This is a genomic window from Yersinia sp. 2541 StPb PI, assembly GCF_052217145.1.
In the GTDB taxonomy this organism is placed as follows: domain Bacteria; phylum Pseudomonadota; class Gammaproteobacteria; order Enterobacterales; family Enterobacteriaceae; genus Yersinia; species Yersinia enterocolitica_E.
Genome location: NZ_JAZGQB010000001.1, coordinates 84,581 through 110,707, shown reverse-complemented (window position 1 = coordinate 110,707; position 26,127 = coordinate 84,581). Strand labels below are relative to the sequence as shown.

Sequence of the window (26,127 nt, the reverse complement as noted above, 5' to 3'; positions counted from 1 at the left end):
CCATCATCAATGTTGAGCCACTGTCTGGCCTTGGCTACTCGGAGCCTGATTCTTACCGACGCCATGGGGTACAAATGACGCTATCCAGGCAATCAGGGAAGTAAATCCTACCAATACATTTCGCATTACCGGTGGCGCATAGCTGGCCATACGGACATATCCTCTAAAGCCCAGCGCCAACACATCGCGCAGACTTTCAATCGGCTTATCTTCAGGAAAACCATCCTGCCACAGCGCCCAGGTATCGGCACGGGCAAAGGTACACTGTATAAAATCAATATGTTGTGCCACGCTCAGTTGATGCATTCGCATCCCGGCTTTAGTGCCGAAGGCTCGGGTCACCTCACAGGGGAAGGTGTACTCCTGCGCCCCACGTTTGAGCAGTAAATGAACCGCCTCACCCTCTTGCAGTAATCCGGCTTCGCGCATTTCAATCCCCACGCCACCATCGGAATAGTCGCGCAATGTACAGGAGAACAAGTGACCATCAGCACGGGCTACTGCGGCTGGCATGGCTATCTCGACCCGGTGTGACTGGCGCACTTGTTTAGCTTCAACTGCCACCGCGACGGCACCGCCTAAAATCGTCATGTTATAAATCACCCACACCAAGCTGATAACCACCGTCATAATTTCATTCGACGGGCCATGACCCAAACGCCACAAACCCGCAATCAGGCCGGCAACGTTGAGAAGAACCAGCGCGATATACGGGCGGGTGATCACCCAATCCACATGCTGCTCTTCAACCAACCCCCCTTTCGACGTCACATTAAACGTTCCTTTGTGTGGGCTGAGAAGTGCCATGGTGGTCGGACGGGCGATATACCATGCCAACACCGTTTCATAGATTTCACTCCAGAAGGAATGGCGGTATTTCCCTTGCAGGCGGGAGTTGGTCAGACTGGCATGGATCATATGCGGCAACACATAGAGTGCAATCGCCAGTGCCGGAGCAAAAATGATGTAAGCATGCAGCAACAAGAAAGCCAGCGGAGCGGTTAGAAAGATTAAGCGTGGAATACCGGATAAAAAGTGCAGCATGGCATTGGCATAACATAAGCGCTGGACTAACTTCAGCCCCTTACCCAGTAGTGGATTATCCAGCCGGAAGATCTGAACCATGCCCCGCGCCCAGCGGATACGCTGCCCGATATGCGCCGATAAACTCTCTGTTGCCAAGCCTGCGGCCTGCGGAATGCGGATATAGGCGGAGGAGTATCCTTTACGGTGCATACGCAACGAGGTATGGGCATCTTCAGTCACTGTTTCTACCGCAATACCGCCAATAGCATCTAACGCACTGCGGCGCAGCACAGCGCAAGAGCCACAGAAGAAGGTGGCATCCCACATATCGTTACCGTCTTGCACCAAGCCATAAAACAGTGTGCCTTCATTCGGCGTCTGACGAAAACGCCCCAGGTTTCGCTCAAAGGGGTCGGGAGAGAAAAAGTGATGCGGCGTCTGGAGTATGCCCAACTTGGTATCTTTAAAGAACCAACCCAACGTCAGTTGCAGGAAAGAACGGGTCGGCACGTGGTCGCAGTCAAAAATGGCGACAAACTCACCGTTAGCCTTTTTCAGTGCATGGTTAATGTTACCGGCTTTAGCATGCTCGTGGGTGGGTCGGGCAATGTAGTGCACCCCGACCTCAGCAGCGAATGCTTTAAACGCGGGTCGGTTACCATCATCCAAAATATAGATATTGATTTTGTCTTTTGGCCAATCAATACCAAGAGCGGCATAAATAGTTGGTTTAACCACGCCAAGATCTTCGTTATAGGTCGGCACCATCAAATCAATGGTCGGCCAACTATTGATATCATCCGGCATTGCCACCGGCTGGCGATTAAGCGGCCAAATAGTCTGGAAGTAACCCAGCACCAGCACCACCCAGGCGTATGTTTCAGCGAACAGCAACAATAAGCCGCATACCAGACTGACGGGGTCATCCCAGTTCAGAGTTTCGGTATAGCGCCACCACAGATAGCGGCAGGAGACGGTTAAAGACAGCACGATAAGCATTAAGGTTGGTAAGCGACCCGGCACCCGTCGCACCACCATTGCCAACGCCCAAAGCAACAGCACAAAAACGAACTGCGCCATCATGCCAAACGGCTGAGAAATACACAGCAACGCTAATATGCCGGTAAAAATACCCAAAATAATAAACAGGACTCGGCGGGTGCGCTTTGATGACGGGGTTAATCGGGTGATAAGCGATTGTTCCAGTCGCTGGAGTTCAAAACGTTCGGGCATATTCCCCAGCCAACGGATATAACCTTGTCTGGTATGTTTTACCCACTTTTTGCCGACTGCGGCAGGCTGGTGCCTCTTTTCATTGCGCGATTCAGGATAGGTCAGTAGCAGCCACAGCCCTTGCAAGAGATACCGTAGGCCATCGCCAAGCCGTGGGCGAATAGGTGAAATCTGTGGGAACCAGTAAGTGCGGTTTTGTATTACACGTTGCCAACTGGGCGACTCCAGACGCAGAAAAATCCAGCACAACGGCAGCGCCAACGTGGTCAAAAAGGCGGTGAGCACGGTGCAACCTTGCTGCATATACAGATGATAACGACGGCGCATCCCCTGATAAACCGGGGTCAGAAATAACATCCGCATCAAGTAGTTCATAGCCTATTGTTCGCCACAGTAATCAAACACCAATTTGCCAGTGTGGTGACCTCTTCAGCAGCCAAACTTTGCTCACTGTATTCACCCAATGGTTGTTTGGCCGCCAACGCTTCAGCCATTGCTTCATCGCGATGAATAAATGTAGGCAATAAGTTATCTAGACTTTGTAGCCAAAGCTGATGTAAATCCTGTTGTAGATGGCTACTGGCAGAAAATTGGTTCAGCAGGAAATGGCAGTCGACAGGCAGATTTTGCTGATGTAGACGAATATGACAACTGGCATCGGCATGGATCAATACCAGCACCAGATCAGCCAGCGCTAAAATTTGGCGCGTGAATATACTATCACCCGCAGGGATATCCAATAGAATCCAGCAATCGGGCGCGCTGGCTTGCAACGCAGACAGGTTTTCTCGCCATTGACCGGGGTGCTGTTGTAAGGACGAGTTCAGTTGCTCAGTTTCAATGAGAGTTAGTTGGCCAAATGGCAGAAAATCCAACCCTTCGGTATAGCGCATCGCCCCTTGCTGCCAACCTTGGCCCTCAATTTCAGCTTTGGCCCAACCACGGGTTTGATCAAACGGCATATTGAAATGCAACCGCAATAAATTATCCGGTGAAAAATCGATCACCAGAACTGATTCCTTCAGTTGTTGCAATGCCCAAGCAAGCGCGGCGGTTACCGATGTGGTACCAGTCCCCCCTCTTATCCCTTGTAACGCCAGTACCGGCATAAACTATTCACTCCCTGTGGATTGTGCCAGTTCAGCCAACAATGGCCAGCGAGCCATCATCTGAGTTAATCGTTCCTGACGGACGATATCGATATAACTTAACGTTGGTAATGAGAAAGCCTGAGTTAATGCTAGTAGATCATCCTGAGATTCGAGCGATGTTTTGGCGTGAAATCGATTTATTATGGTTTTCATTTATCCGCCTTTAGAAAATAGGCTATGGTAATTAATTATAACAATAATTCGAGTATACTTTCTCCCAATAAGATGAGTCTTAGATTATTATCACGGTAAAGACATTGGTTAATAATTATTGCAATGTTACAATTGTTCACTGAATTTATCCAGTAATTGGCCCAATCGCATTTTAACCAAGCAGATAAAGAATCTATGCCACGATCTTTCACATTAGGTATTCGAAAAATCTGGGATGAATTAGCCGTGATGCAGGCGCCTGGGTTTTATTGGGTCAATATTGAACGTCAAATTGATGCTAATTTATTCTGTCAGCAACTTATTCGTAACCAATCTGAAAATACTCGGGCCGCCTTGATTTGTTGCGGGCTAAAACCTGAGAAATTACTGGCAAATATTGTGGGTTATGGCCCCTATAAATTGCCACTTTTTACCTTACCGGCACAAAGAAAAGCATTACTACATTTAACTCAAGATTTAATGCGTTCATTACGGCCGCAACAGCGACTGTTCATTCTGTTAGCACCGGCCAGTTTATGGCAAACATTCACTGGCGAAGAGATGCAGCAGTGGCTACAGCATATTCAGCAATGGCTGGAGGCGCAAAACTGTACGTTAATCGTAATTTGCCACAGTTCTGGTATTAATAAAGTTAAGAATCAACTAGTTAGCCAGCATCGTTATTTACAAGGATTGGCTAGCCTGCAATGGCAGCAAGATAATGCCCAGTATGTTGCCTCTTGGTGGAGCACTGAAAAAGGGGTTACCGCCAATCAGTTAGTCCGATTAGAAGCAGATGAACAAGGCTGGAGCATGGCGGATGAAGTTCAACAGGCACTGCCGCTTTCACGTAATGATGAGCATCTGTATTTGGCGGAGCGCACTATTTTGGAAGGCGCTCCGCCACTCTCTACCAACTGGCAACTACTTGATAATAATGTAGTATTGGCGCAGCGGGCAATAAGTGCTCATGCCGCCACATTGATTTTTGCCCTTAATCAAAGTGAGCAAATTGACGATTTAGCACATCAGATCCATAACATACGCCGCCAACGGGGTGATGCTATCAAAATTGTGGTGCGTGAAATGAACGCCAGCCTGCGTTACAGCGATGAACGTTTATTGCTGGCCTGCGGCGCGAATCTGATCGTGCCTCACATAGCACCGCTGTCACGCTTTCTTACCATGTTAGAAGGTATTCAGGGCCAACATTCCTCTCGGCATGTTCCTCAAGATATCAATGCGTTATTGGAGGCGTTACGCCCACTTCAGCTTAAAGGTTATTTACCTCCCGCTGAGTTCTGCCACTCTGTTTTGCAACTGATGAACAACACGCTGCTGCCAGAAAACGGCAAAGGTGTCATGGTTGCTCTGCGGACAGTCCCTGGGTTACAGGCCAGACAAGCACTAACACTGTGCCATCTACGCCGCTATGGTGATGTGGTAACGGTAGCTGATAACCACGTGGTATTATTCCTTTCTACCTGCCGTATCAATGATTTAGATACCGCTCTGAAGTATATATTCCGTTTGCCGGTGGCTGAAATTTTCAGTAATCAACGGGGGTGGTATCAGGATCAGGCAATTATCGCTGAGATTCATCGGATGAATACCCCCGATGCATGGCAAATGACCGGTGACAAAAAATCCTATACGCAACAAATTGATACAGCTGAGCAAGCCGAAGTTAGCCGACGAGTCCCCGTGCCTCTGGCACTGAATGTCGGGCCGAACAAGGAGCGAACCCAATGAATCTCAACGATATCTGGCAAATCCTGCTGTGCGCTGCGGTTATCTTTTTCCCTCTGGGTTATGTAGCACACCGTTGGTTTCCACGCTGGTGGGAGAAAAGACAACATCTGTTCTTATCTGCGCGATATTTAAAATCAGAAGGGGTTTGGTTGCGTAATGGCTCCTCTTCACTGACGAAGAAACAACCATGAATGCAAAGAATAAACTGCAAGAATCACCGAGCCCGTGGCGCTATTGGCGTGGTCTTGGCGCATGGAACTACTATTTCCTGCTAAAGTTTGCCTTGCTGTGGTTTGGTTACCTGAACTTCCATCCGCTGGCCAACTTGGTGTTTATTGCTTTCCTGCTATTTCCGATCCCGGCCTATAGGGTCCACCGCTGGCGTCACTGGATTGCGATACCAATAGGTATTGGTTTGCTATATCACGACACCTGGCTACCGGGGCTCAACAGTATCCTGAGCCAAGGCTCGCAGATTACGGGCTTTAGCTTCAGTTATCTAATTGAATTAATTAGCCGTTTTATTAACTGGGCCATGATAGGGACCGCCTTTGTTATTCTGGTGGGCTACCTGTTTATTTCACAGTGGATTCGAGTGACGGTTTTTGTTGTTGCAGCCATGATTTGGCTGAATGTTGCCAGCATCGCCGCACCGGCATTTTCTCTGGCACCTGCCGCTGAAACGTCGGTAGCATCATCTCCAGTAACACTGGGGGCTGAGCCGCCAACGCCTAATAGTCATCAGGTGGCGGCCAATGGCCCACCAACCGATGCCAATCTGACGGCTTATCTGAATGCATTTTATGAGCAGGAGAAAACCCGCCATACGGCATTCCCTACATCGCTGCCAACAGATGCGCAACCTTTTGATTTGTTAGTTATTAATATCTGCTCGCTGTCTTGGTCAGACATTGAAGCTATCCAACTGGATAAGCACCCGCTGTGGAATAAGTTTGATATTCTGTTCAAGAACTTCAACTCTGCCACCGCCTACAGTGGCCCAGCCTCTATTCGACTACTGCGCGCCAGTTGTGGCCAGTCATCGCACAAAGACCTCTATCTGCCACAAGAGCAGCAGTGTTATCTGTTTGATAATCTTGCGAAACTTGGCTTCACATCTCAGTTGATGATGGACCACTCAGGTGTATTTGGTAATTATCTGCAAAACATTCAAGATGACGGCAATATGCGCGCGCCGCTGATGTCACAAAAAGGCATCAGTAATCAATTGGCGTCCTTCGATGGTGAGCCAATTTACAATGATCTGGAACTGCTCAACCGCTGGCTGGAACAGCAGCAGAAAGGGGGGGATAGCCGCAGCGCAACCTTCATGAATATCATACCGTTACATGATGGTAACCGTTTCGTTGGTACCAATAAAACGGCTGATTACCACGCTCGCGCCCAAACGCTATTTGACCAATTGAATACGTTTTTGGCGGCGTTGGAAAAATCAGGCCGCAAAGTTATGGTGGTGGTGGTACCAGAGCATGGAGCCGCGCTGGTTGGCGATAAAATGCAGATGTCCGGCCTGAGGGATATCCCCAGCCCAAGTATCACGCATATCCCTGTTGGGATTACGTTAATGGGAATCAAAGCGCCACAGCCCGCCAGCCCGGTGATTATCAATACGCCAAGCAGCTATCTGGCGCTTTCTGAATTAGTATCACGTATGGTCGATGGCAAAGTATTTACTGCGCCGACTATCAATTGGCAGACCCTGACACAAGGATTGCCGCAAACAGCGGTAATATCGGAAAACGATAATGCCATTGTGATTCAATATCAGGGAAAACCTTATATTCGATTAAATGGCGGTGACTGGGTGCCTTACCCACAATAAAAACCGAATAGTATTGTCTTCGGCTATTTGATAAAGGGTGCATTCATTGCACCCTTTATTATTCACATATCAACAAAATGATGTTTACATCGATAGTGACTGCATTTGCCAGATAGAACTAAAAATGTGATCTATATCATTTTAAGTGAATGTTAATCTCGACCTAAATAACAGGAGTACTCGGTTATTAAGTCACATTCAGCAATATTAAATTGTTGCGTAACTATTTATTTACAATATTACATTCACATTTACAGTAATTATTTTTAAAATGAAGTTATAAATAGTCAGTGGAAGGCTATTTTCAGTTATAAAAAAACGCCGAATTATCGGCGTTGTTGTAATTGATATCGCACTCGTCGATTGGACCCCAACCAACAGCGCTGGGGCCTTAACTCGTGTTAGCTGGCTTTTTCTGCTTCATCCTGATCAACCGCAAAGCAGGCGACCATTTGATCACCATATTGCTTCAGTTGCGGCTGTAGTTGGGTGCAAGTCCCAAACGCCCGACGACAACGGGCATTAAATGCGCACCCCGGTGGCGGGCTCATGGGGCTAGGTAGCTCACCCGTCAATTTAATTCGCTCACGGCGCATATCAGGGTTCAGCCGAGGGGTAGCAGAGAGCAATGCCTGTGTATAAGGGTGGCGTGGGTTATTAAAAATGGCTTCTTTACTGCCTTTCTCAACACAGCGCCCCAGATACATCACCATCACTTCATCAGCAATGTGCTCAACCACTGATAAATCATGGGAAATAAAGACATACGACAGACCCAGTTCCTGCTGCAAATCCATCATCAGGTTCAATACCTGAGCCCGCACCGAAACATCCAGTGCAGAAACCGGCTCATCGGCAATCACCACATCGGGATTCAACATCAGCCCACGAGCAATGGCAATACGCTGGCGCTGACCGCCGGAAAACATATGGGGATAACGGTCATAATGCTCGGTTTTTAGGCCGACCTTTGCCATCATTGCCAATGTTTTCTCACGCCGCTCTTTGCTGTTGAGATTAGTATTGATTTGCAGTGGCTCTTCCAGAATCTGCCCCACTTTCTTACGTGGGTTCAGCGAGCCATAAGGGTTCTGGAACACAATTTGAATCTTCTGACGCCGTAGTTTTTCCGCACTTTCATCCGGCTTAAGCAAATCCTGACCCTGGTAGTAAAGCTCACCGCCAGTTGGGATCTCTATCATGGTCAGCAAGCGGCCCAGTGTGGATTTACCACAACCGGACTCGCCAACCACGGCCAATGTTTTACCGCGCTCCAAGGTGAAAGAAACCCCATCCAGTGCTTTAACCAGACGCTCTGGTGCAAAGAACCCTTTTTTGACCGGATAGTATTTTTTCAGGTCGATAGCCTGTAATAGCGGCTTGGATACCTGTGATTCTTTTTTCATATCAGTTGGTTGGCTCATAAGGTCGGCCTCCCCGCATCATCGAGCGGTGTATGACATTTAACCTGACGCCCCGCTGGCCCCAGCAGTTCTGGCTCTTCACGGCGGCAACGATCATTGGCATACGGGCAACGTGGGTTCAATAAGCACCCGTCAGGACGGTCATATTTACCCGGTACCACACCCGGTAACGACGCCAGACGCGCTTTATCCTGAGCAAACTCCGGTAAGGCTCGTAACAATGCCTGAGTGTACGGGTGCCGTGGCGCGCGGAAGATTTCCGAGGCTTTACCGGTTTCCACTACCTGACCGGCATACATCACAATAATATGATGAGCCGCCTCAGCCACCAGTGCCAGATCATGGGTTATCAACAGCAGCGCCATATTTTCACGCTGCTGTAACTCCAGCAGCAATTCAATAATCTGGGCCTGAATGGTCACGTCCAGCGCAGTCGTTGGCTCATCAGCAATCAACAATTTCGGCCGACAAGCAATCGCCATCGCAATCATCACGCGCTGGCTCATCCCGCCGGAAAGCTGATGCGGATACACATCCAGACGTGACGCGGGATCAGGAATGCCCACCAGCGTCAGCAAATCCACCGCCCGCTGACGGCGGGTTTTACGGTTGCCGCCCTGATGCACCTTCAGCGCTTCCATAATCTGAAAACCGACGGTATAGCACGGGTTCAAACTGGTCATCGGGTCCTGGAAGATCATGGCCACTTCCGAACCCACTAACTGACGTCGCTCTTTCTCGGAAATCTTGGTCAGGTCACGGCCATTAAACTCCAACTTGTCAGCCATCACTTTGCCGGGGTAATCAATCAGTCCCATAATCGCCAGTGAACTGACCGACTTACCGGAACCGGATTCACCCACAATCCCTACCACCTGCCCTTGCTCAATGCTGTAGCTAATACGGTCTACGGCCTTGAACGGCGCACCTTCGTCACCGAAGTGCACCGATAATTTATCTACATTTAAAAGTGCCATCTCTCTCTACCTCTGTTACTGCTTGAGTTTGGGGTCGAGAGCATCACGCAGGCCGTCCCCCATCAGGTTAAACGCCAGAACCGTCAGCAGGATCGCCACACCGGGGAAGGTCACGACCCACCAGGCGCTTTGGGCGAACTGCAACACGTCAGAGAGCATGGTGCCCCATTCCGGTGTTGGCGGTTGCGCACCCATGCCGAGAAAGCCGAGAGCCGCCATATCCAGAATGGCGTTAGAGAAGCCGAGAGAAGCCTGCACGATTAACGGCGCAAGGCAGTTGGGCAAGATATTGATAAACATCTGGCGCATCGCACCCGCCCCAGCCACTCTTGAGGCCGTTACGTAGTCGCGGTTAACCTCAACCAGCACCGCGGCACGGGTTAAACGCACATAATGCGGCAAGGCAACAAAGGTCAATGCGAGCGAGGCGTTAACGATGGAGGGGCCAAATACCGCCACCAGCACTAATGCCAGCAACAGGCTTGGCAGTGCCAGCATGATATCGACAACACGCATGATGATGGCATCAACGATACCGCCAAAATAACCGGCCAATAAACCGAAAATCACGCCCATCACCAGTGATAGCACCACCACCAGACAACCCACCAGCAGCGAGAGGCGAGCACCGTACATCAGGCGAGATAAGACATCACGGCCCACATCATCGGTACCCAGCAGGAATTTCCAACTGCCGCCCTCTTCCCAGACCGGCGGCTTCAGTAACGCATCACGAAATTGCTCTGCCGGCCCGTGCGGGGCAAGCCAGGTAGCACCGGCAGCAATCAATAGCATAATAATAATGTAGAACAGGCCGATAACAGCCCCTTTATTGCGCTTGAAATAGTGCCAAAACTCCTGCAATGGAGTCATCGGCTTCGGCGCACTTTTTACTGTAGACTCAGTAAGTTGAGACATTCTGCGCCCCTTATTTCTTGTGACGAATACGCGGGTTAACTACGCCATAGAGCACATCTACCAGCAAGTTAACTAAAATAATCATGATTGCGACCAGCAACACACCACCCTGAACCACTGGGTAATCACGGCGTTGCAAAGCATCCATCAGCCAGCGCCCTAACCCCGGCCAGGAGAAGATGGTTTCCGTCAGGATAGCGCCTGCCAGCATGGTACCAACCTGCAAACCAATCACGGTAACCACCGGTAGCAAAGCATTACGCAGTGCATGGACCACAATCACCCGCATCCGGCTCAGGCCTTTCGCCCGCGCAGTACGGATATAATCTTCACCCAAGACTTCCAGCATCGAGGAGCGCGTCATACGCACGATGACGGCAAGAGGGATAGTCCCTAAAACGATGGCAGGCAAAATCATATGCATCACCGCGTCTTTGAAATCACCCGGCTCACCCCAAACAAAGGTGTCAATCAGCATAAAACCAGTCAAAGGCAGGCTGTCATCAAGGAACACCGTATCACTGACGCGCCCGGAAACCGGAGTCAGGTTCCATTGGACCGAGACCAACATAATCAGCATGATGCCCCACCAGAAGATAGGCATCGAATAGCCGGTAAGGGAGATCCCAACAGCGGTGTGATCGAATATTGAACCGCGTTTAACTGCCGCCAACACCCCCACCGGAATACCCACCGCGATAGCAAACAGCATCGCGCAGATCCCCAGTTCCAGTGTCGCTTTAAAGCGTGGGACGAACTCTTCCCAGACAGCAATACGGCTTTTCAGCGAGATGCCGAGGTCGCCATGTAATACGCCATTCACATAATGGAAGTATTGTTGATAGAGAGGCTTGTCTAGCCCCATTTCCGCCATGATTTGAGCATGACGCTCGGTGGAGATGCCGCGTTCCCCAGCCATGATGGTCACCGGGTCACCCGGGATCATATGGACAAAAGCAAAGGTCAGCAAAGTAATGCCGATAAACGTTGGGATAACTAACCCCAAACGTCGGAGTATGAACTGCAACATATCCCGAACTCTCTGTGTAGAATGCCGGGCTGCTCGTGGGCAACCCAGCTTATTAAAACCTTCCCAATAAGCTATTTTACTTGCCATTTTGACCTAGGGCAGTGCTCACCACCGTCACGTAGCCATGATTTACAAGGTCATGGTGTCCGCTCCAGTGCTTGCGCGCTGTCCATGCTCAAAATTTCTGCGACAATGACACTTATTGGGAGAGGTTATATGGCTCACATCTGTATCTGTTTTAACCTATACCCTTCATACTTCAAACTGCATGTGCGTTGGCTACACTCAATCACCCGAATCACTTACTTCAGTAAGCTCATCGGGACTCATTCGCTTGCCGCCTTCCTGCAATTCGAATTATTTTGGGTATCAATAAGAAACCGGCGAATATGCTTTTACACATACTCACCGGTCTTATGCACGGTTAAAATTAATCCAGGGACACGTTCTCGAAATGGTGTTTACCCAACGGATCTACAACATAACCCTTCACTTCTTTACGCACTGGCTCATACACAGTTGAGTGAGCAACAATCAGCGCCGGAGCTTGATCATGCATAACAACCTGAGCTTGTTTGTAAAGTGCGACACGTTTGTCATGATCAGACTCAGCACGAGCAGGCTGAATCACGTCTTCAAACGGCTTATAACACCATTTGGAGTAGTTGGAACCTTGCTTGGCCGCATCACAGCTAAACAGGGTGGCGAAGAAGTTGTCTGGGTCCCCATTGTCCCCAGTCCAGCCCATCATCACCGTTTCATGCTCGCCGTCTTTAGCACGCTTGAGGTATTCGCCCCACTCGTAAGTCACTATCTTGGCTTTCACACCAATTTTCGCCCAATCAGACTGGATCATTTCAGCCATACGACGGGCATTCGGGTTGTACGGACGCTGAACTGGCATTGCCCACAGATCGATAGCGAATCCATCTGGTAGGCCCGCTTCTTTCAACAGCTCTTTCGCTTTAGCCGGATCGTAAGCGTAATCTTTCACGTCATCGTTGTAGCCCCACATAGTCGGTGGGATCAGGTTCTTGGCTGCTTGACCAGCACCCTGATAAACCGCATCAATAATCGCTTCTTTGTTAACAGCCATGGTCAACGCCTGACGAACCTTCACGTTATCCAATGGTTTTTTCTCAACGTTGAAGGAGAGGTAACCGACGTTCAAGCCAGGTTGCTCCATCAGGTTGATGGTTTTGTCTTCTTTCATGCGAGCAATGTCAGCCGGGTTAGGGTATGGCATAACCTGACATTCATTTTTCTGCAATTTAGCGTAACGGACTGACGCATCTGGTGTAATAGAGAACACCAAACGATCAATTTTCGGCTTAGTACCCCAGAAACCCTCAAAGGCTTTGTACAGGATACGGGAGTCCTTTTGGTATTGTTGCAACTGGAATGGGCCGGTACCGATTGGGTTCAAATCGACTTTTTCCGGGGTGCCCGCTTTCAGCATCTTGTCGGCATATTCAGCAGACAGGATAGAGGCAAAGTCCATCGCCAGATCGGCAAGGAATGGCGACTCAGGACGCGCCAATTCAAAACGCACGGTGTTGTCGTCAACTTTAACCACATTGGTGATCAAATCACCCATACCCATGCCCTGGAAGTATTCATAGCTGCCGCCAGACACTTTATGGTACGGATGTTTGTCATCTTTCTGACGCATGAAGGAGTAGATCACATCGTCAGCATTGAGATCACGGGTCGGTTTGAAGTCTTTATTATCTTGCCACTTCACGCCTTTACGCAGATGGAAGGTATAGCTTTTGCCATCTGGGCTAACTTCCCACTTTTCAGCCAGACCAGGTTCAATTTCGGTAGTACCGAGTTTGAATTCAACCAGACGGTTGTAGATGGGTACCGAGCTGGCGTCATACGTTGTGCCAGAGGTAAAGAGCTGCGGGTTGAAACCCTCAGGTGAACCTTCAGAACAATAGACTAATGTTTTTGCTTGTACACTGGCCGCCACGGTCAGTGCAATCAGCCCAATACCGAATTTCAGTATCCCTGTTTTTCCCAAGGAAATCGTCATCGCTTGTGCTCCATTATGGTGATGTGTGTTGTGTGTACGGCCAGACCCTATAATTTTTTCGTCCGTGGACTGTACCGTTTTGGCTCATTAGCCGCAGGGATGCGGGATTGAGATGTCGGATAAAAGCTATCACGACAGCAATTTTGAATGCATTGAATCACCCAAACTGCTCTCTATGACTCCCCCTGAGGGTACCAATTTGGCAACAGTTGGTGGCAACGTCAATACGGTCTGAAAGGTTTTATCAAGACAATGAGAAACAGCATGCAAACATAAAAAAAACTTCTCGTTAACATTATTAGCATGAAAAATTATGCTAGCGGTAATATGCCAGCGATATTGACTGGCTAATTAGAATAAAGCAGTCGCAACATCCAGTGACAAACGAAAAAACTTTGTTGCTAAATGATGCATATCTGGTCGGATTTTTTTGTAATCTCGACAGAAAACAGGAGGAAATGCTGTCGTGACAGCCGATAAGTGACGTGATCGTTGTCACATCCAGCCAGAATTTCACACATCTTGCGTGCCGTTAAAAAAGCAAAGTCAGCTTGCCACCCCCCTCACCGTCCAAGAGATAGCAAGGCTTCATACGAAAGTGCACCCTAATGGTGCCCCTTATGAGTGCATGACTGCGCAACAGATATTATCGGTGACCAAATCATGTCAGTGGGGGCGATTTAGATTAAGGAAATAGCGGGATGGATAGGCAAATTTGGCAGAAAAAACACAAAAAAAACCCTGACTTAAAAGTCAGGGTTCTTAAATTTGGTCGGCGAGAGAGGATTCGAACCTCCGACCCACTGGTCCCAAACCAGTTGCGCTACCAAGCTGCGCTACTCGCCGAATCGGGGCGCATCTTACTGCTACGATTTTTGGCCGTCAATCACTTTTTAACAAACGCTGAGTGACTGTTGTTAAAAACATCACCAACGGCTAAAACTGACGCATTTGCACGTAAATCAGGCTTCCGCTTGCTTTAATTCTGGCGATTGCGCCCGTAGGAATGGCAGCAAGAAGAATGCAGATAAACAGGCCGCAATGGAAATAACCACAAAGAAACCATTCCAGTGCCAAACCTCCATCACGCGGGCAATGGGGTAGCCAGATAAGGCCGCACCCAAGTAGGCAAACAACCCAACAAAACCGGTAGCAGCTCCCGCAGCATCCTTATGTGAGCATTCAGCGGCAGCCATACCAATTAACATCTGCGGGCCAAAAATGAAGAAGCCAATGGCAAAGAAGCAACTCGCCTGCAAGATGTAACTGACACCCGGCATAATCCACAACGACGCCACCGAGAGGAAAATTCCAATAGCAAATATCAAGTTCATTGGCCCACGGTTGCCACGGAACCACTTATCAGAACCCCAACCTGCCACCAACGAGCCAATAAAACCCCCCACCTCGAACAGTGAAATCGCCGAGTTGGCCGTCATCAATGAATAACCTTTCTCTTGTGTCAAATAAAGGTTACCCCAGTCATTGATAGCAGTACGAACGATATAAACCAGCACGTAAGATACCGCCAGCAACCAGATATATTTGTTGGTTAATACATAGCGCTTCACAATCTCTTTATTTGATAGCCCCTGGCCTTCAGATTCCTGGACCAATTCCATCGCATCATTGCGCCACTTACCCACACTCGGCAACCCCATCGTGCTCGGCTTATCACGCAAGCGCCAACACATCAGTAAACCGATCACCACACCGATAATACCAGGGATAATCATGCCGTAACGCCAGCTAAAGTGCAGAGAAATAAAGCCGACCAACAAGGGAATCAGTGCACCACCAAAGTTATGCGAAGTATTCCACATCGCCCACCAACCCCCGCGTTCTGAGCGCGAATACCAACTGGTCAGGATTTTGGAACAAGGCGGCCAACCCCAACCTTGGAAGAAGGCATTAAGGATCCACAAAGAACCAAACACAAGCAGTGACGAGCTCATGCCGAACAGGATATTGATAACCCCGGTCATAACCAACCCAATGCCCATAAAGTAGCGCGGATTTGAGCGGTCACTTATCATGCCGGAGATAAATTTAGAGCAACCATAAGTGATATAAAAGAGTGTGCCTAAAATCCCGACATCAGACATGGTCAGCCCTAAATCACTCAGCATTGCAGGCATGATGAAGTTAAAGCTTTTACGGGTGAAATAGAACGCAGCGTAGCCGATATACATCGTCCACATTAGTTGAATACGCCAATATTTATAAGACGAATCAATTTGCGCTTGATCCGTGACGGGCGGCACGTTATCGCGGCTTTTGAGGAAAGACCACATGTGAACCTCAGAAATTTTTTCAAGTAGAGTCATCATGTTCCTCGTGCGTACAAAACCAATGAGAAAAAACCCTGCAAAAACCGAGAATATTTCTTAGTTTTCATTAGCTGGCAGAGAAACTGTGGGCAAGATCACATTTAAACAGGTGCCGTTATCGACACTCAGCGTAAAATCCCCCCCTAAAGCACTCACCCGTGATTGCATACCTCTTAGCCCATAACCTGGGGTTAATGTCGCCAAATCAACACCTTTTCCATTGTCGCGAATCGTCAGTGTTATCTGTTTATCATTCTGTTGTGCATTAATTTCAATCCGGCTGGCAGCACCATGGCGATAGGCATTGGTTACTCCCTCCTGACAGATACGGTATAGGGTGATTTTCAGTGTTTCATCTATATCAGCGTCACTGAGTTGCCAGTTAAGCACACCGGTCACTGATTGATCCTGCGGAATAAGTTCACGGATTAGTGCAGCAATAGCCGCCGATAAGGGCAGATTATTCAATGCCGCAGGCCACAGTTTCGCCAAAACATCATGGACACCATCGTAAACCCGCAACGCCAGCGTCTCGACCATTTCGGCACTGGCCAATACCTGTGGTTGGGTAGTTAACCGTTTGATAATACTGGCTTGGGTTCGGATAACCGTCACTGTCTGCCCAACCTCATCATGCAGTTCACGTGCAACATCACGCCGGGCATGTTCTTCGGCCACCACCAATGCTTTAGCCAACTCACGATTTTCATTCAGCCGTAGCTGTAATTGGTAATTTAACTCGCGCTGACGCTGGATCCCCGCACCTAATAATAAGCCGGTCAAACTCTGCGCCAATAACGACAACAACAAATCACGGTGTGAATCTAATTCTGCGGGGGTATTGATCAATAACACCATGCCATTGAGCAATGTGGCCACCACCGCCCCTTGCCAACCATAGCGATAAGACATAAATACAATCGGGATTGCCAAACAGAACGGTGCAAACAAATACAAATCTGACTCGGTGACATGATGTTGTAGCCATATGCTCAAGGCGAATAGCAGCAGATACCACAGGATATGGCGCAAACGTAGATTAATGGGTTTATGAATCAGCCCCGGCTCCAGCGGAGCCCAGATTTGACGCGCCAGATAGTGCCACAACAACAGACAAATCGGCGCGATGGTAAATCCACCCACCAACCCCAATAACAGCGCCATCGCACCCTGACCACTGTTAATTTGCCATCCTAATGCTTGTATCAATGCAGCACCAAAAATCACCACACCTTGCATCAAGGGCCACTTCCATTCACTGCCGCTGCTCTGATTGCGCAACAGCCAAGGAGAAGCGATAACCGCCAATAACGTGGTCGCCAGCAGTAAGGGAATCGCAGCCCACAGCAAGCTATAAGGATAGCCAAACTGATCGGTCAGCAGCCACCATAGCAGTGCATCACCCAACAGAATGCCCGGCCAATATTGACGTGGGCTTTGCAATAAAATGCCCATCCGCAGGCCAAACGGGAACAGCAGTAGTGCCTGTAACGGCCGATCAACTAATTGAGTGCCAACGGACCATAAACAGAAAGCTGCAGTGATATAAATAAATAACAATGCCAGCAGCATAATAAAACGCTGCATCATAGATTCAATACCTGCTTAGCTAACTCAACGTTATTACTGACACCGAGCTTGGAAAATAAGTTAGCGCGATGAACATGCACGGTTTTCGGTGACAGGCCAAGTGACTCGGCTATCTCGCGCACTTCCATTCCTTGCGCTAATAACAAGGCAACTTCCCGCTCACGTCGGGTTAAGGGGTCAACAGCAATACGAGTCAATTGTTGGGCGATTTCAGGCATCAGATAGACGCCGCCACTGCCAACGGTACGGACAGCGGAAACCAGATCTTCTGGCTTACAACGCTTGGATAGGAACCCCCGAGCACCACGCTCCAACGCCATTTCCACTAGCGCCGGGCTGTCGTGCATCGAGAGCATAATGACCCCCATCCCTGAAGGGAGGTCTTTCAGTAAATCTAAACCACTCTCATCAGGCATCGAGATATCACAAATACAGATATTCGCCTGTAGGCTAGGTAATCCGAGGCGTGCCTGTTTTGCTGAACTAAACTCCCCCACCACTTGAATATCGTCTTCCAGAGAAAGTAGCTGGGCAAAACCTGAGCGCACAATGTCATGATCATCAATAAAGGCAACACGGTAAGTCATGGAAGACTCCAGCCAGTAGGGATTGGAACTGGAGTATACCGTAACCTAAAAGTGACAATGGGATTGGAATCAAAAATCATTCCGTATCGGATTATACTTGTGCTAAATGTTTATTTTGCGGGCCGCCCCGGTGCCTGGCACCAGTTATTCTGGGCATTAATGCCGCCATCTGGCGAGGTATAACCTAAACAACCCAAAATAGAATCAAACAATTCAACCTGACGATGGGTCTTACCCACCCGCTGCTCAGCCTGTAGTTGCTCAAAAGCCGCGAGATGATCCGGTTGCGCCAGGAATTTGTCCGAGGCCCAAACCATCAATGGCACACGGAATTGCTCCGGGGGCGCCATTTCACGTGGTGTTCCATGGAAGTGGGAGTTCTCGTCAATAGACTCACCATGATCCGATGCATAAAACACTAATGCTTTTTTATCCCGCATTTGGTCAATCACATTTGCGATAAACGAATCGGTATACAGCACACTGTTATCAAAAGCGTTCACCAATTGCTGCTTACTGCAAAAATCATCGACCCCCATACATTCAGGCTGATAGCGGGCATAACTGCGGGGATAGCGTTGGGAATAGAGGTAATGTGAGCCTTTGGTATGCAATACCACCAAATGTTTGCCTACAGGATAACGTCCCAGAGACTCCTTCAATTCATCAACCAGCAGCATGTCATCTACCGGCTTATCATCGTTGCGCTTCTCTGAAGCAATCAATTCACGGAACGAGTAATTATCAGTATTCGCATTGTTGTAAAACCAAATTTCGCTCTGCATGGCAAACAGTTCAGAGGTAAAACCCAATGATTTCATCACCGTAAACACATTTTGCTCTTTCAATGTGCGCTGTGGATTATTCTCAGTGCCGCCTTCGCGCACAAACATGCAGCGCAGTGAAAGTTTGGTTGAGGTATCACAAGATGTACCACGGAAAGCGACTAAATTCTTCTCTTTACTCAGGCGAGGAGTGGTATCACGTGGGTATCCCAACAACCCCATATGATCCCAACGCGTTGTTTCGCCAATGATAAACACAACATAGGTGTCATCAATACCGGCAGGCGCGATATAAGTATGGTGTTCGGTCGGGTTATACAATGTTACCGCATCATAACGCTCGTTATATTGGGTATAAGCATATAAACCCAATGCAGCCAACCAGTTAGAGGGTAAATATGAGTGAGCAACCACACCGCCATAACTCGGCAAATCCACCGTTTTCAGTTGCTCATTAGCATCTTGTACATTATCCAGATAGCGTAACGGCAACCAAACCAGCGCCACAGCAACCGCCATCAACAAAATAGGCTTAATACGCTGCCCTGGTGTCAAAAATTGCTCAAGCAGGGTTAGCCGCAGAGTGTTTTTCCAGATAAGTAGTAACGGTAGTGTGCTGACCAATACCATCCAAATGACAAAATGTAACCCGATGACTTCTTTCGATAAATCTGTATCGGTGGTCAGCACCGAAATAACGATGCCGTAGCCAATGACAACATTGAAAAAAGTCATGTAATAGCTGGCAGCGACAGAAATTAGGACCAGCAGGGTGGCAATAACACGATAAAACCACCGGCCACCGAGGGAGATCACCCTCATAACAAAAAAGGTAAACAGAATAATGGCCATCACTTCGATGATAGCAGACACGACTTTTATGCCTTGGATACCTTGGCTAAAGGAGTCAAAACGACGATAAAAGACAGATATATTCAGGAAAATACCAATATAAACAGCCAACAACAAAGAAATGCTTTGCTGTGATAAAGATTTAACTCTGTCCATATAACGCCAGGTCTCCAGAGACACTATTTGCGGCTTGAATCAGTCAGACAGTGAACCCCCCCTCAGGTTCAGTGCGAGATCAATAAGCATGCTATTGATTTTAGTTACAAGAATTATCTTAACAATTCTTAGTTCGTCAATCCACGAACTAGCGCATAGTCTCTAGAGGATATATTGGCTTATTTATTTGAAGTTAGAGCAGAAAATTTGGGGATGCAGCATATAGCCCACAAGATAATTCTCATGGGCTGCTGAGATGAGAAATTGGCTTATTTGATATTCAATGTCACATCAATATTGCCACGCGTGGCATTGGAATATGGGCAGACAACATGTGCCTTTTTCACCAAATCTTCTGCTACGCTACGCTCGATACCCGGCAAGCTGATATCCAGTTGCACTTCAATACCAAAACCAGTTGGAATGGCACCAATACCCACGGTACCTTCAATGCTGGCATCATCCGGCACTTTCACCTTTTCTTTTGATGCCACAAATTTCAGCGCACCAAGGAAACAAGCTGAATAGCCCGCAGCAAAGAGCTGTTCTGGATTAGTCACAGCGCCCCCCGCCCCACCCATCTCTTTTGGGACGCCCAATTTCACATCCAATACGCCATCTGAGGATGTTGCCCGACCATCACGCCCGCCAGTGGCTTTAGCTTTGGCACGGTATACGACTTTTTCAATAGACATTTTGCTTTCCTTTCTGGGTCAGTAAATATGAACAACAGCTACGACTTGAAAGTATGGCACTCATTATGAAAAAGCCCCCGATTCGGAGGCTTTAACATCATCTTATTTCGCTGGTGCGTCTATCTTGTCATCTATCCGCTGCAACATGTACGAATAGAATGGATTTGATGAGATACGCATCAGTGAGTCTAACCCGACAACCAGTACCGCCCGCTCACCACGAGCGGCAAAAGTCCCCAAGCTGATACCGTATTGGTCACGCGGTTCTGGATAGCGGCCATACAGCGAATCACTCATTGGGAATGGCAATGCCACGTGGGATAACGAGAAAATGTCCGGTGGGTAAATCAAGCCGGTAGGTACTGAAACCTCGTTAGTCTCACCCGCCAAGGTAGTCAGCGCCACTGTTTCATTACTTTGCGGTGAAACGTTGGTAATCACCGTTACGCTATAATTACGTGGTGGTGGAGGCAACAAACGCGCCAGAGCAGTATAAGAAGAAGTTCTTAATAGCGGGCCGAAACTGGCGGCACGGTTCAAATCGAACAGCACCACTTCGCTACCATTCTTCGGCAAGTGGTTATAAAGAGCAGTAACAACCGCACGAGTACTGACCGTTGAATCCATTAACGACTGGAAGGTCAGAATCGGAGGTAACTCCTCCATCTTATTGTTTCTGGCATCACGCGCAATTTGCTGTTGCAGCACAGACGTCAGTAAATAAGACTGACGGGCAGCATTCACTGGGAACGAGTTATATTTGAAAGGATTAAACTCCGGCACAATCCCCAACCAGGCAGCTTTAGCAAAGGCCGGGAAGATAGCGGGCCAACCGGCAATACCGGCAAAACGCGCAAAACTGGTGACACCGATCATCGGGGATATCAAGATAACCCGCACCGGTTTCGCCAGTGTTGGGTCATCCATTGAATCCAACGTATATTTCATTGCCAACGCGCCGCCATTGGAGAAGCCGACCACGTGTAGCGGTAAATCAGGGCCACTCAGTGCTTTGGCTTCACGAACAGCTAAGCGCGTTGCCGCCAGCCAGTCCTGCCATTCAACATCGGTCAGAGCCGCAGGCACTGTTCCGTGAGCGGGCAAACGAATACCAATGGCAACATATCCACGCTGACGATAATTTTCAGCAATATGACGCAGGCTATAAGGGGTGTCAGTTAAACCATGCAGTAAGACCACCGCACCTTTAGGTTTACCTTCTGGCTCAAGAATATATGAGCGATTCCAGTCATTTTTGAAATGTGGGGGGTAAATCGAGCTACCAGAGTAATAACGATTTAATGGAATTTCATTCCTTGGTTCCAGTTTCTCGGTAACATTAATCCGCACTTCATCGAAAAGGTTATTTTCAGCTTTGATGTAATCCGCCCAACTGGCTTTATCAATCTCAGCCGCGCGCATATCATGAGGAACAAACGTATGCCAAAGCTCGAGCTTTGGGCCACGTTGTGTATCGTAAATTCGTATCGCCAGTATGGTAACTGACATTACCACCAAGACCAGTACAATCCGTTTAATCCACCGCTTAATGGCTATGGCAGGCATGGGCCGCTACTCCGTATGTATATAATTTTTCACAATTGAGGTCAGTTTATCACCATCTGGCCACGCCGCTACTTTAAACGCAAAACATTATCTTGGTATATAGTGCGATAACAATAAAATGAATATGTGATTATTCCATCAACTCAACATCTTTAGACGGGGTAATTATTCATTGCTCATCGGACCCCACTCTATAATTAAATAGTCTGAAGCATTAAGTAACCTGATTTAATTTTGTCGTGAGCTGACCTCAACAGAATCCTTCATCTACCGGGGTAACATCCTATGAAAAAAACTGAACCCGTGACCGAGCAGCCGCCACTACAGACACGTAAAGTCGATTATCTCCGCTACCATCGTGCTCATGAACACTTATCAACCCCTTTCGGCAACAGTTGGTTTGCCCAGAAAGCAGAAGCTTTTGCCCGTTTTTTCGGCACGCCAGTCTTCCTTGGCGCACAAACACTCATTGTGGTGATCTGGATTGGTCTGAATGTGATGGGTATTGTCAAATTTGATATTTACCCGTTTATTTTGCTAAATCTGGCTTTTAGCTTACAGGCGGCCTACGCAGCACCCCTTATTTTATTGGCGCAAACCCGCCAGGCAGAACGTGATAAGGCTAATGCACAAGCCGATGCACAACATCGCGAGGCACTAGCCATTGCGAATGAAGAGCGGCAAAGAATGGCAGCGCAAAATGCGGAACAAATGCTGGAGTTACTGCGGCAGAATACAGAACTCACCACCCTGACCAATCAATTAACCACCCGCCTTGAAACCATGGCGTTAGAATTACACCAAAAATTGGTGATCAATGTGCCGACTCGCCCCCCACAGAGCTAAAAAGCAACAGTATGGCCGCTGAATCGATCATCAGCGGCCAGTCGTGACTAAACCTCGCGACTTTCTATCTGTTTTTGCAAACTCTCTATCGGTTCTTGAAGAGACCGTGGTGAAGCCTTGCGTAACCAGACCCACCAGGCGAGAGTCATTAATACTACCCACGCCACCCCAACATACATGGCGATACGGGTATCAGGGAAGTAACCTAAAACCGCGATAATAAATGCCATAAAGATGATGGTCAGAATCGGTGCCACTGGCCAGAACGGTACCGGGAATGTCAGCCGGGCAATATTCTCTTTGCTCATAGAGCGGCGCATCGCCACTTGCGAGATAAGGATCATCAGCCATACCCAGACCGTCGCAAAGGTGGCAATCGAGGCAATAATCAGGAATACATTTTTCGGGATCAGATAGTTCAGCACCACACCACATAACAGTGCGATTGCCATCACCAAAATAGTCATCCATGGCACACCATTACGGGTCAGACGGCTAAAACACTTCGGTGCCAGCCCTTCTTGCGCCATGCCGTACATCATGCGACCCGCACCGTAAATATCACTGTTAATGGCGGAAATAGCCGCGGTAATAACCACCAGATTCAAAATATTAGCAGCAGAACTGATACCTAAACTACTGAAAATCTCAACAAAAGGACTGCCATTTTGCCCAATACTATTCCATGGATAAATAGCCATCAGCACAAACAAGGTCAAAACATAGAACAATAGAATGCGTATCGGTACGGTATTAATGGCACGTGGTAGTACTTTTTCTGGGTTCTTTGCCTCACTGGCCGTGACACCGATAATTTCTATCCCCCCAAAAGCAAACATCACTACGGCAAATGATGCAATCACCCCCGTCAAGCCATTCGGCATAAATCCTTGATGAGACCAGAGATTACTGACACCGGTGCTCTCATGACCTGCACCAAAGCCAAACATCATGATGCCCAAGCCGGCAGCAATCATGGCAATAATCGCCGTCACTTTTAGCAACGATAGCCAGAACTCCATTTCACCAAACACTTTGACTGAGCAGAGATTCAGCGCACCAATAAAGAAAATAATACTCAGCACCCAAACCCACTGTGGCGCATCAGGGAACCATAACCCCATATAGATACCGAATGCGGTGACATCAGCCAACGCCACAATAATCATCTCAAAGGTATAGGTCCAGCCAGTGAGAAAACCGGCCAGCGGCCCAAGATAACGGCTGGCATAGTGACCGAAAGAGCCTGCTACCGGGTCATGCACTGCCATCTCACCCAGCGCGCGCATCACCATAAACACGGCCGCTCCGCCGATGAGGTAAGCAAGTAAAACTGCTGGTCCCGCCAGACGAATCGCCTCGGCAGAGCCATAAAACAGACCGGTCCCAATGGCGGAACCTAACGCCATAAACCGGATATGCCGGGCACTGAGGCCTCGTTTGAGCGTGGATGAATCATTCTTCATGGTACATTCTCGCAAAATTTGTGCCTTTTCAGGCAGGGGTTCAGAGAGGGTGATCCCGGTAATCGGGACCACCCATAGGTTGATGTAATAACTGGTGACCGTTGTTATTAGTAGATTAATTGTTATTAGTTGATGAACGGTTATTAGTGGACAAATCGTTATTAAAGGCTGGGTAGTAGGTGCGCAGGCATCAGTTCATTCATATGACGCTGCGCAATGAGTTGGCTTGCCGCTTCAATATCGGGGGCAAAGAAACGATCTTTCTCGTAGTAGGCTACATGTTGGCGCAATAGCTGGCGGGCAGGCTCCAATGCATCCGAGGTTTTCAAACCTTTGCGCAAATCCAACCCCTGACATGCCGCTAGCCACTCAACAGCCAGAATGTCGCGCACGTTTTCGGCCATTTCCCACAAGCGTTTACCCGCACGTGGTGCCATAGAGACATGGTCTTCCTGATTGGCAGATGTAGGAATACTGTCAACACTGGAAGGGTATGCCAGCCCTTTATTTTCGCTGGTTAATGCAGCAGCAGTCACCTGTGCAATCATAAAACCAGAGTTTACGCCGCCATTTTCCACCAGGAATGGTGGTAACTGCGACATATGTTTATCCATTAATAGTGAAATACGACGCTCGGCTAATGAACCTATTTCAGCCAGTGCCAATGCCAAATTATCCGCTGCCATAGCCACCGGCTCAGCATGGAAATTACCGCCTGACAGCACATCGCCTTGTTCGGCAAACACCAGCGGATTATCTGATACTGCATTCGACTCGATAGCCAGCACCTCTGCTGCCTGACGCATTTGAGTCAGGCAGGCACCCATCACCTGCGGCTGACAACGCAGAGAGTAAGGATCCTGTACTTTGTCACAATTCTTATGAGATTCAGAGACTTCACTGCGATCGCCCAACAGGTGGCGATAAGTATTGGCCGCGTCAATCTGACCACGCTGGCCTCGCACCGCATGAATACGTGCGTCAAACGGGCTACGGGAGCCTAAAGCCGCTTCCACGGTGAGGCTGCCAAAGACAGACGCCGCAGCATAGAGATCTTCGGCTTCAAACAAACCACGTAGTGCATAAGCTGTTGAAACCTGAGTGCCATTGAGTAATGCTAACCCTTCTTTGGCCGCTAAGGTGAGCGGTTCCAGGCCCGCTTTCGTCAGAGCCGTGCGAGCATCAAGCCATTCGCCCTGATAACGCGCTTTACCTTCTCCCAACAGCAGCAAGCTCATGTGCGCCAAAGGTGCTAAATCACCGGAAGCACCCACGGATCCTTTTAGCGGAATATGCGGATAGACCTCTGCGTTAACTAACGTAATCAACGCATTAATGACTTCCCGACGGATACCTGAAAATCCACGCGCCAGGCTATTGATTTTCAACACCATAATCAGCCGCACAATGGCGTCGTCATTCGGCTCTCCGACGCCGGCCGCGTGGGAAAGGACTATCGAACGTTGCAGGTTCTCCAGATCTTCGGTAGCGATGCGAGTCGATGCTAACAGGCCAAAACCAGTATTAATGCCATAGGCAGTACGCTTTTCTGCCAATATTGCCTGTACGCACTTCACACTCTGCTGGATAGGCGCATCAGCACTTTCATCCAGCGATATATTGACTGGATGTTGGTATATATGTCGCAAATCCGCCAACGTCATCAGCCCAGGGTGCAGTACCATTGTTTTATTGACTGTTTTATTGAC

At 48.6% G+C, this 26,127-nt stretch carries 20 protein-coding genes and 1 tRNA gene; 4 read left to right on the top strand and 17 right to left on the bottom strand.

Translation table 11 applies throughout. The annotated features are described in order from the left end of the window. Positions 1 to 6: 6 nt before the first annotated feature. The 3 genes from bcsA to bcsR are packed head-to-tail and all read right to left on the bottom strand — an operon-like array spanning position 7 to position 3,563. Positions 7 to 2,634, bottom strand: a complete 2,628-nt coding sequence (gene bcsA / locus V1953_RS00445) for a UDP-forming cellulose synthase catalytic subunit (protein WP_442850549.1) — start codon at positions 2,632 to 2,634, stop codon at positions 7 to 9. Continuing rightward, entirely contained in the window at positions 2,631 to 3,368 is a 738-nt protein-coding gene (gene bcsQ, locus V1953_RS00440) for a cellulose biosynthesis protein BcsQ (RefSeq protein WP_083161387.1), read from the bottom strand. Before bcsQ ends, bcsA begins: the two co-directional genes overlap by 4 nt. Before the next feature lie 3 nt (positions 3,369 to 3,371). Next, positions 3,372 to 3,563, bottom strand: a complete 192-nt coding sequence (gene bcsR, locus V1953_RS00435; RefSeq protein WP_083161389.1) for a cellulose biosynthesis protein BcsR — start codon at positions 3,561 to 3,563, stop codon at positions 3,372 to 3,374. A gap of 195 nt (positions 3,564 to 3,758) precedes the next feature. On the opposite strand from bcsR, the gene bcsE reads away from it, so the two are divergent. The 3 genes from bcsE to bcsG are packed head-to-tail and all read left to right on the top strand — an operon-like array spanning position 3,759 to position 7,158. Continuing rightward, on the top strand, positions 3,759 to 5,315 hold the full coding sequence (bcsE, locus tag V1953_RS00430; RefSeq protein WP_442850548.1) for a cellulose biosynthesis protein BcsE: 1,557 nt from the start codon (positions 3,759 to 3,761) through the stop codon (positions 5,313 to 5,315). After that, entirely contained in the window at positions 5,312 to 5,506 is a 195-nt protein-coding gene (bcsF, locus tag V1953_RS00425) for a cellulose biosynthesis protein BcsF (RefSeq protein ID WP_083161393.1), read from the top strand. The genes bcsE and bcsF overlap by 4 nt, the downstream gene beginning before the upstream one ends. Then, positions 5,503 to 7,158, top strand: a complete 1,656-nt coding sequence (bcsG, locus tag V1953_RS00420; protein WP_372568459.1) for a cellulose biosynthesis protein BcsG — start codon at positions 5,503 to 5,505, stop codon at positions 7,156 to 7,158. Before bcsF ends, bcsG begins: the two co-directional genes overlap by 4 nt. Before the next feature lie 401 nt (positions 7,159 to 7,559). On the opposite strand, the gene dppF is transcribed toward bcsG, so the two are convergent. From dppF to V1953_RS00360, 12 genes are all read right to left on the bottom strand, one after another. After that, a complete protein-coding gene (dppF, locus tag V1953_RS00415; RefSeq protein WP_083163965.1) occupies positions 7,560 to 8,564 on the bottom strand; it encodes a dipeptide ABC transporter ATP-binding subunit DppF in 1,005 nt (334 codons plus the stop codon). A 14-nt stretch (positions 8,565 to 8,578) separates the two neighbouring features. Continuing rightward, on the bottom strand, positions 8,579 to 9,559 hold the full coding sequence (dppD, locus tag V1953_RS00410; protein ID WP_083161397.1) for a dipeptide ABC transporter ATP-binding protein: 981 nt from the start codon (positions 9,557 to 9,559) through the stop codon (positions 8,579 to 8,581). Positions 9,560 to 9,574: 15 nt separating this feature from the next. Next, positions 9,575 to 10,477 carry a dipeptide ABC transporter permease DppC gene (gene dppC / locus V1953_RS00405; RefSeq protein ID WP_083161399.1) on the bottom strand — a complete coding sequence of 301 codons (903 nt, stop codon included), beginning with the start codon at positions 10,475 to 10,477 and terminating at the stop codon, positions 9,575 to 9,577. 10 nt (positions 10,478 to 10,487) lie between these two features. After that, positions 10,488 to 11,507 carry a dipeptide ABC transporter permease DppB gene (gene dppB, locus V1953_RS00400; RefSeq protein WP_005174906.1) on the bottom strand — a complete coding sequence of 340 codons (1,020 nt, stop codon included), beginning with the start codon at positions 11,505 to 11,507 and terminating at the stop codon, positions 10,488 to 10,490. Between the two features lie 430 nt (positions 11,508 to 11,937). Then, positions 11,938 to 13,545: a dipeptide ABC transporter periplasmic-binding protein DppA gene (gene dppA / locus V1953_RS00395; protein ID WP_083161401.1), complete on the bottom strand. Its 1,608-nt coding sequence runs from the start codon at positions 13,543 to 13,545 to the stop codon at positions 11,938 to 11,940. Positions 13,546 to 14,314: 769 nt separating this feature from the next. Continuing rightward, positions 14,315 to 14,391 (bottom strand) — tRNA-Pro (locus V1953_RS00390). A 116-nt stretch (positions 14,392 to 14,507) separates the two neighbouring features. Continuing rightward, entirely contained in the window at positions 14,508 to 15,839 is a 1,332-nt protein-coding gene (locus V1953_RS00385; RefSeq protein ID WP_083163967.1) for an MFS transporter, read from the bottom strand. Positions 15,840 to 15,932: 93 nt separating this feature from the next. Continuing rightward, entirely contained in the window at positions 15,933 to 17,465 is a 1,533-nt protein-coding gene (gene uhpB, locus V1953_RS00380) for a signal transduction histidine-protein kinase/phosphatase UhpB (RefSeq protein WP_372568458.1), read from the bottom strand. Beyond that, positions 17,462 to 18,052, bottom strand: a complete 591-nt coding sequence (uhpA, locus tag V1953_RS00375; RefSeq protein WP_083161405.1) for a transcriptional regulator UhpA — start codon at positions 18,050 to 18,052, stop codon at positions 17,462 to 17,464. Before uhpA ends, uhpB begins: the two co-directional genes overlap by 4 nt. Positions 18,053 to 18,162: 110 nt before the next feature. Next, on the bottom strand, positions 18,163 to 19,845 hold the full coding sequence (eptB, locus tag V1953_RS00370; protein WP_442850547.1) for a kdo(2)-lipid A phosphoethanolamine 7''-transferase: 1,683 nt from the start codon (positions 19,843 to 19,845) through the stop codon (positions 18,163 to 18,165). A 269-nt stretch (positions 19,846 to 20,114) separates the two neighbouring features. Next, positions 20,115 to 20,540 (bottom strand): organic hydroperoxide resistance protein, encoded by a 426-nt coding sequence (locus tag V1953_RS00365; protein WP_004713820.1) that lies wholly within the window; start codon positions 20,538 to 20,540, stop codon positions 20,115 to 20,117. A 102-nt stretch (positions 20,541 to 20,642) separates the two neighbouring features. Then, positions 20,643 to 22,106, bottom strand: coding sequence for an alpha/beta hydrolase (locus V1953_RS00360; protein WP_083161409.1), 1,464 nt, complete (start codon positions 22,104 to 22,106; stop codon positions 20,643 to 20,645). 285 nt (positions 22,107 to 22,391) lie between these two features. On the opposite strand from V1953_RS00360, the gene V1953_RS00355 reads away from it, so the two are divergent. Continuing rightward, positions 22,392 to 22,952 (top strand): DUF1003 domain-containing protein, encoded by a 561-nt coding sequence (locus V1953_RS00355; RefSeq protein WP_083161411.1) that lies wholly within the window; start codon positions 22,392 to 22,394, stop codon positions 22,950 to 22,952. A gap of 47 nt (positions 22,953 to 22,999) precedes the next feature. Here the strand turns inward: V1953_RS00355 and V1953_RS00350 are convergent, their stop codons facing one another. After that, the gene (locus V1953_RS00350) at positions 23,000 to 24,418 is read right to left on the bottom strand and encodes an amino acid permease (protein WP_083161413.1); all 1,419 of its coding nucleotides are present in this window, start codon (positions 24,416 to 24,418) and stop codon (positions 23,000 to 23,002) included. A gap of 161 nt (positions 24,419 to 24,579) precedes the next feature. After that, the gene (gene hutH, locus V1953_RS00345; RefSeq protein WP_442851286.1) at positions 24,580 to 26,103 is read right to left on the bottom strand and encodes a histidine ammonia-lyase; all 1,524 of its coding nucleotides are present in this window, start codon (positions 26,101 to 26,103) and stop codon (positions 24,580 to 24,582) included. Positions 26,104 to 26,127: the final 24 nt, after the last annotated feature.

What these genes read in the sequence shown, in the direction of transcription:
- dppB (WP_005174906.1), bottom strand. Translation starts at nt 11,507, where the DNA reads ATGTTGCAGTTCATACTCCGACGTTTGGGGTTAGTTATCCCAACGTTT.
- uhpA (WP_083161405.1), bottom strand. Translation starts at nt 18,052, where the DNA reads ATGACTTACCGTGTTGCCTTTATTGATGATCATGACATTGTGCGCTCA.
- hutH (WP_442851286.1), bottom strand. Translation starts at nt 26,103, where the DNA reads ATGGTACTGCACCCTGGGCTGATGACGTTGGCGGATTTGCGACATATA.
- bcsA (WP_442850549.1), bottom strand. Translation starts at nt 2,634, where the DNA reads ATGAACTACTTGATGCGGATGTTATTTCTGACCCCGGTTTATCAGGGG.
- dppC (WP_083161399.1), bottom strand. Translation starts at nt 10,477, where the DNA reads ATGTCTCAACTTACTGAGTCTACAGTAAAAAGTGCGCCGAAGCCGATG.
- dppA (WP_083161401.1), bottom strand. Translation starts at nt 13,545, where the DNA reads ATGACGATTTCCTTGGGAAAAACAGGGATACTGAAATTCGGTATTGGG.
- V1953_RS00365 (WP_004713820.1), bottom strand. Translation starts at nt 20,540, where the DNA reads ATGTCTATTGAAAAAGTCGTATACCGTGCCAAAGCTAAAGCCACTGGC.
- bcsQ (WP_083161387.1), bottom strand. Translation starts at nt 3,368, where the DNA reads ATGCCGGTACTGGCGTTACAAGGGATAAGAGGGGGGACTGGTACCACA.
- V1953_RS00355 (WP_083161411.1), top strand. Translation starts at nt 22,392, where the DNA reads ATGAAAAAAACTGAACCCGTGACCGAGCAGCCGCCACTACAGACACGT.
- bcsR (WP_083161389.1), bottom strand. Translation starts at nt 3,563, where the DNA reads ATGAAAACCATAATAAATCGATTTCACGCCAAAACATCGCTCGAATCT.
- bcsE (WP_442850548.1), top strand. Translation starts at nt 3,759, where the DNA reads ATGCCACGATCTTTCACATTAGGTATTCGAAAAATCTGGGATGAATTA.
- uhpB (WP_372568458.1), bottom strand. Translation starts at nt 17,465, where the DNA reads ATGATGCAGCGTTTTATTATGCTGCTGGCATTGTTATTTATTTATATC.
- eptB (WP_442850547.1), bottom strand. Translation starts at nt 19,845, where the DNA reads ATGGACAGAGTTAAATCTTTATCACAGCAAAGCATTTCTTTGTTGTTG.
- dppD (WP_083161397.1), bottom strand. Translation starts at nt 9,559, where the DNA reads ATGGCACTTTTAAATGTAGATAAATTATCGGTGCACTTCGGTGACGAA.
- bcsF (WP_083161393.1), top strand. Translation starts at nt 5,312, where the DNA reads ATGAATCTCAACGATATCTGGCAAATCCTGCTGTGCGCTGCGGTTATC.
- V1953_RS00360 (WP_083161409.1), bottom strand. Translation starts at nt 22,106, where the DNA reads ATGCCTGCCATAGCCATTAAGCGGTGGATTAAACGGATTGTACTGGTC.
- V1953_RS00385 (WP_083163967.1), bottom strand. Translation starts at nt 15,839, where the DNA reads ATGTGGTCTTTCCTCAAAAGCCGCGATAACGTGCCGCCCGTCACGGAT.
- V1953_RS00350 (WP_083161413.1), bottom strand. Translation starts at nt 24,418, where the DNA reads ATGAAGAATGATTCATCCACGCTCAAACGAGGCCTCAGTGCCCGGCAT.
- bcsG (WP_372568459.1), top strand. Translation starts at nt 5,503, where the DNA reads ATGAATGCAAAGAATAAACTGCAAGAATCACCGAGCCCGTGGCGCTAT.
- dppF (WP_083163965.1), bottom strand. Translation starts at nt 8,564, where the DNA reads ATGAAAAAAGAATCACAGGTATCCAAGCCGCTATTACAGGCTATCGAC.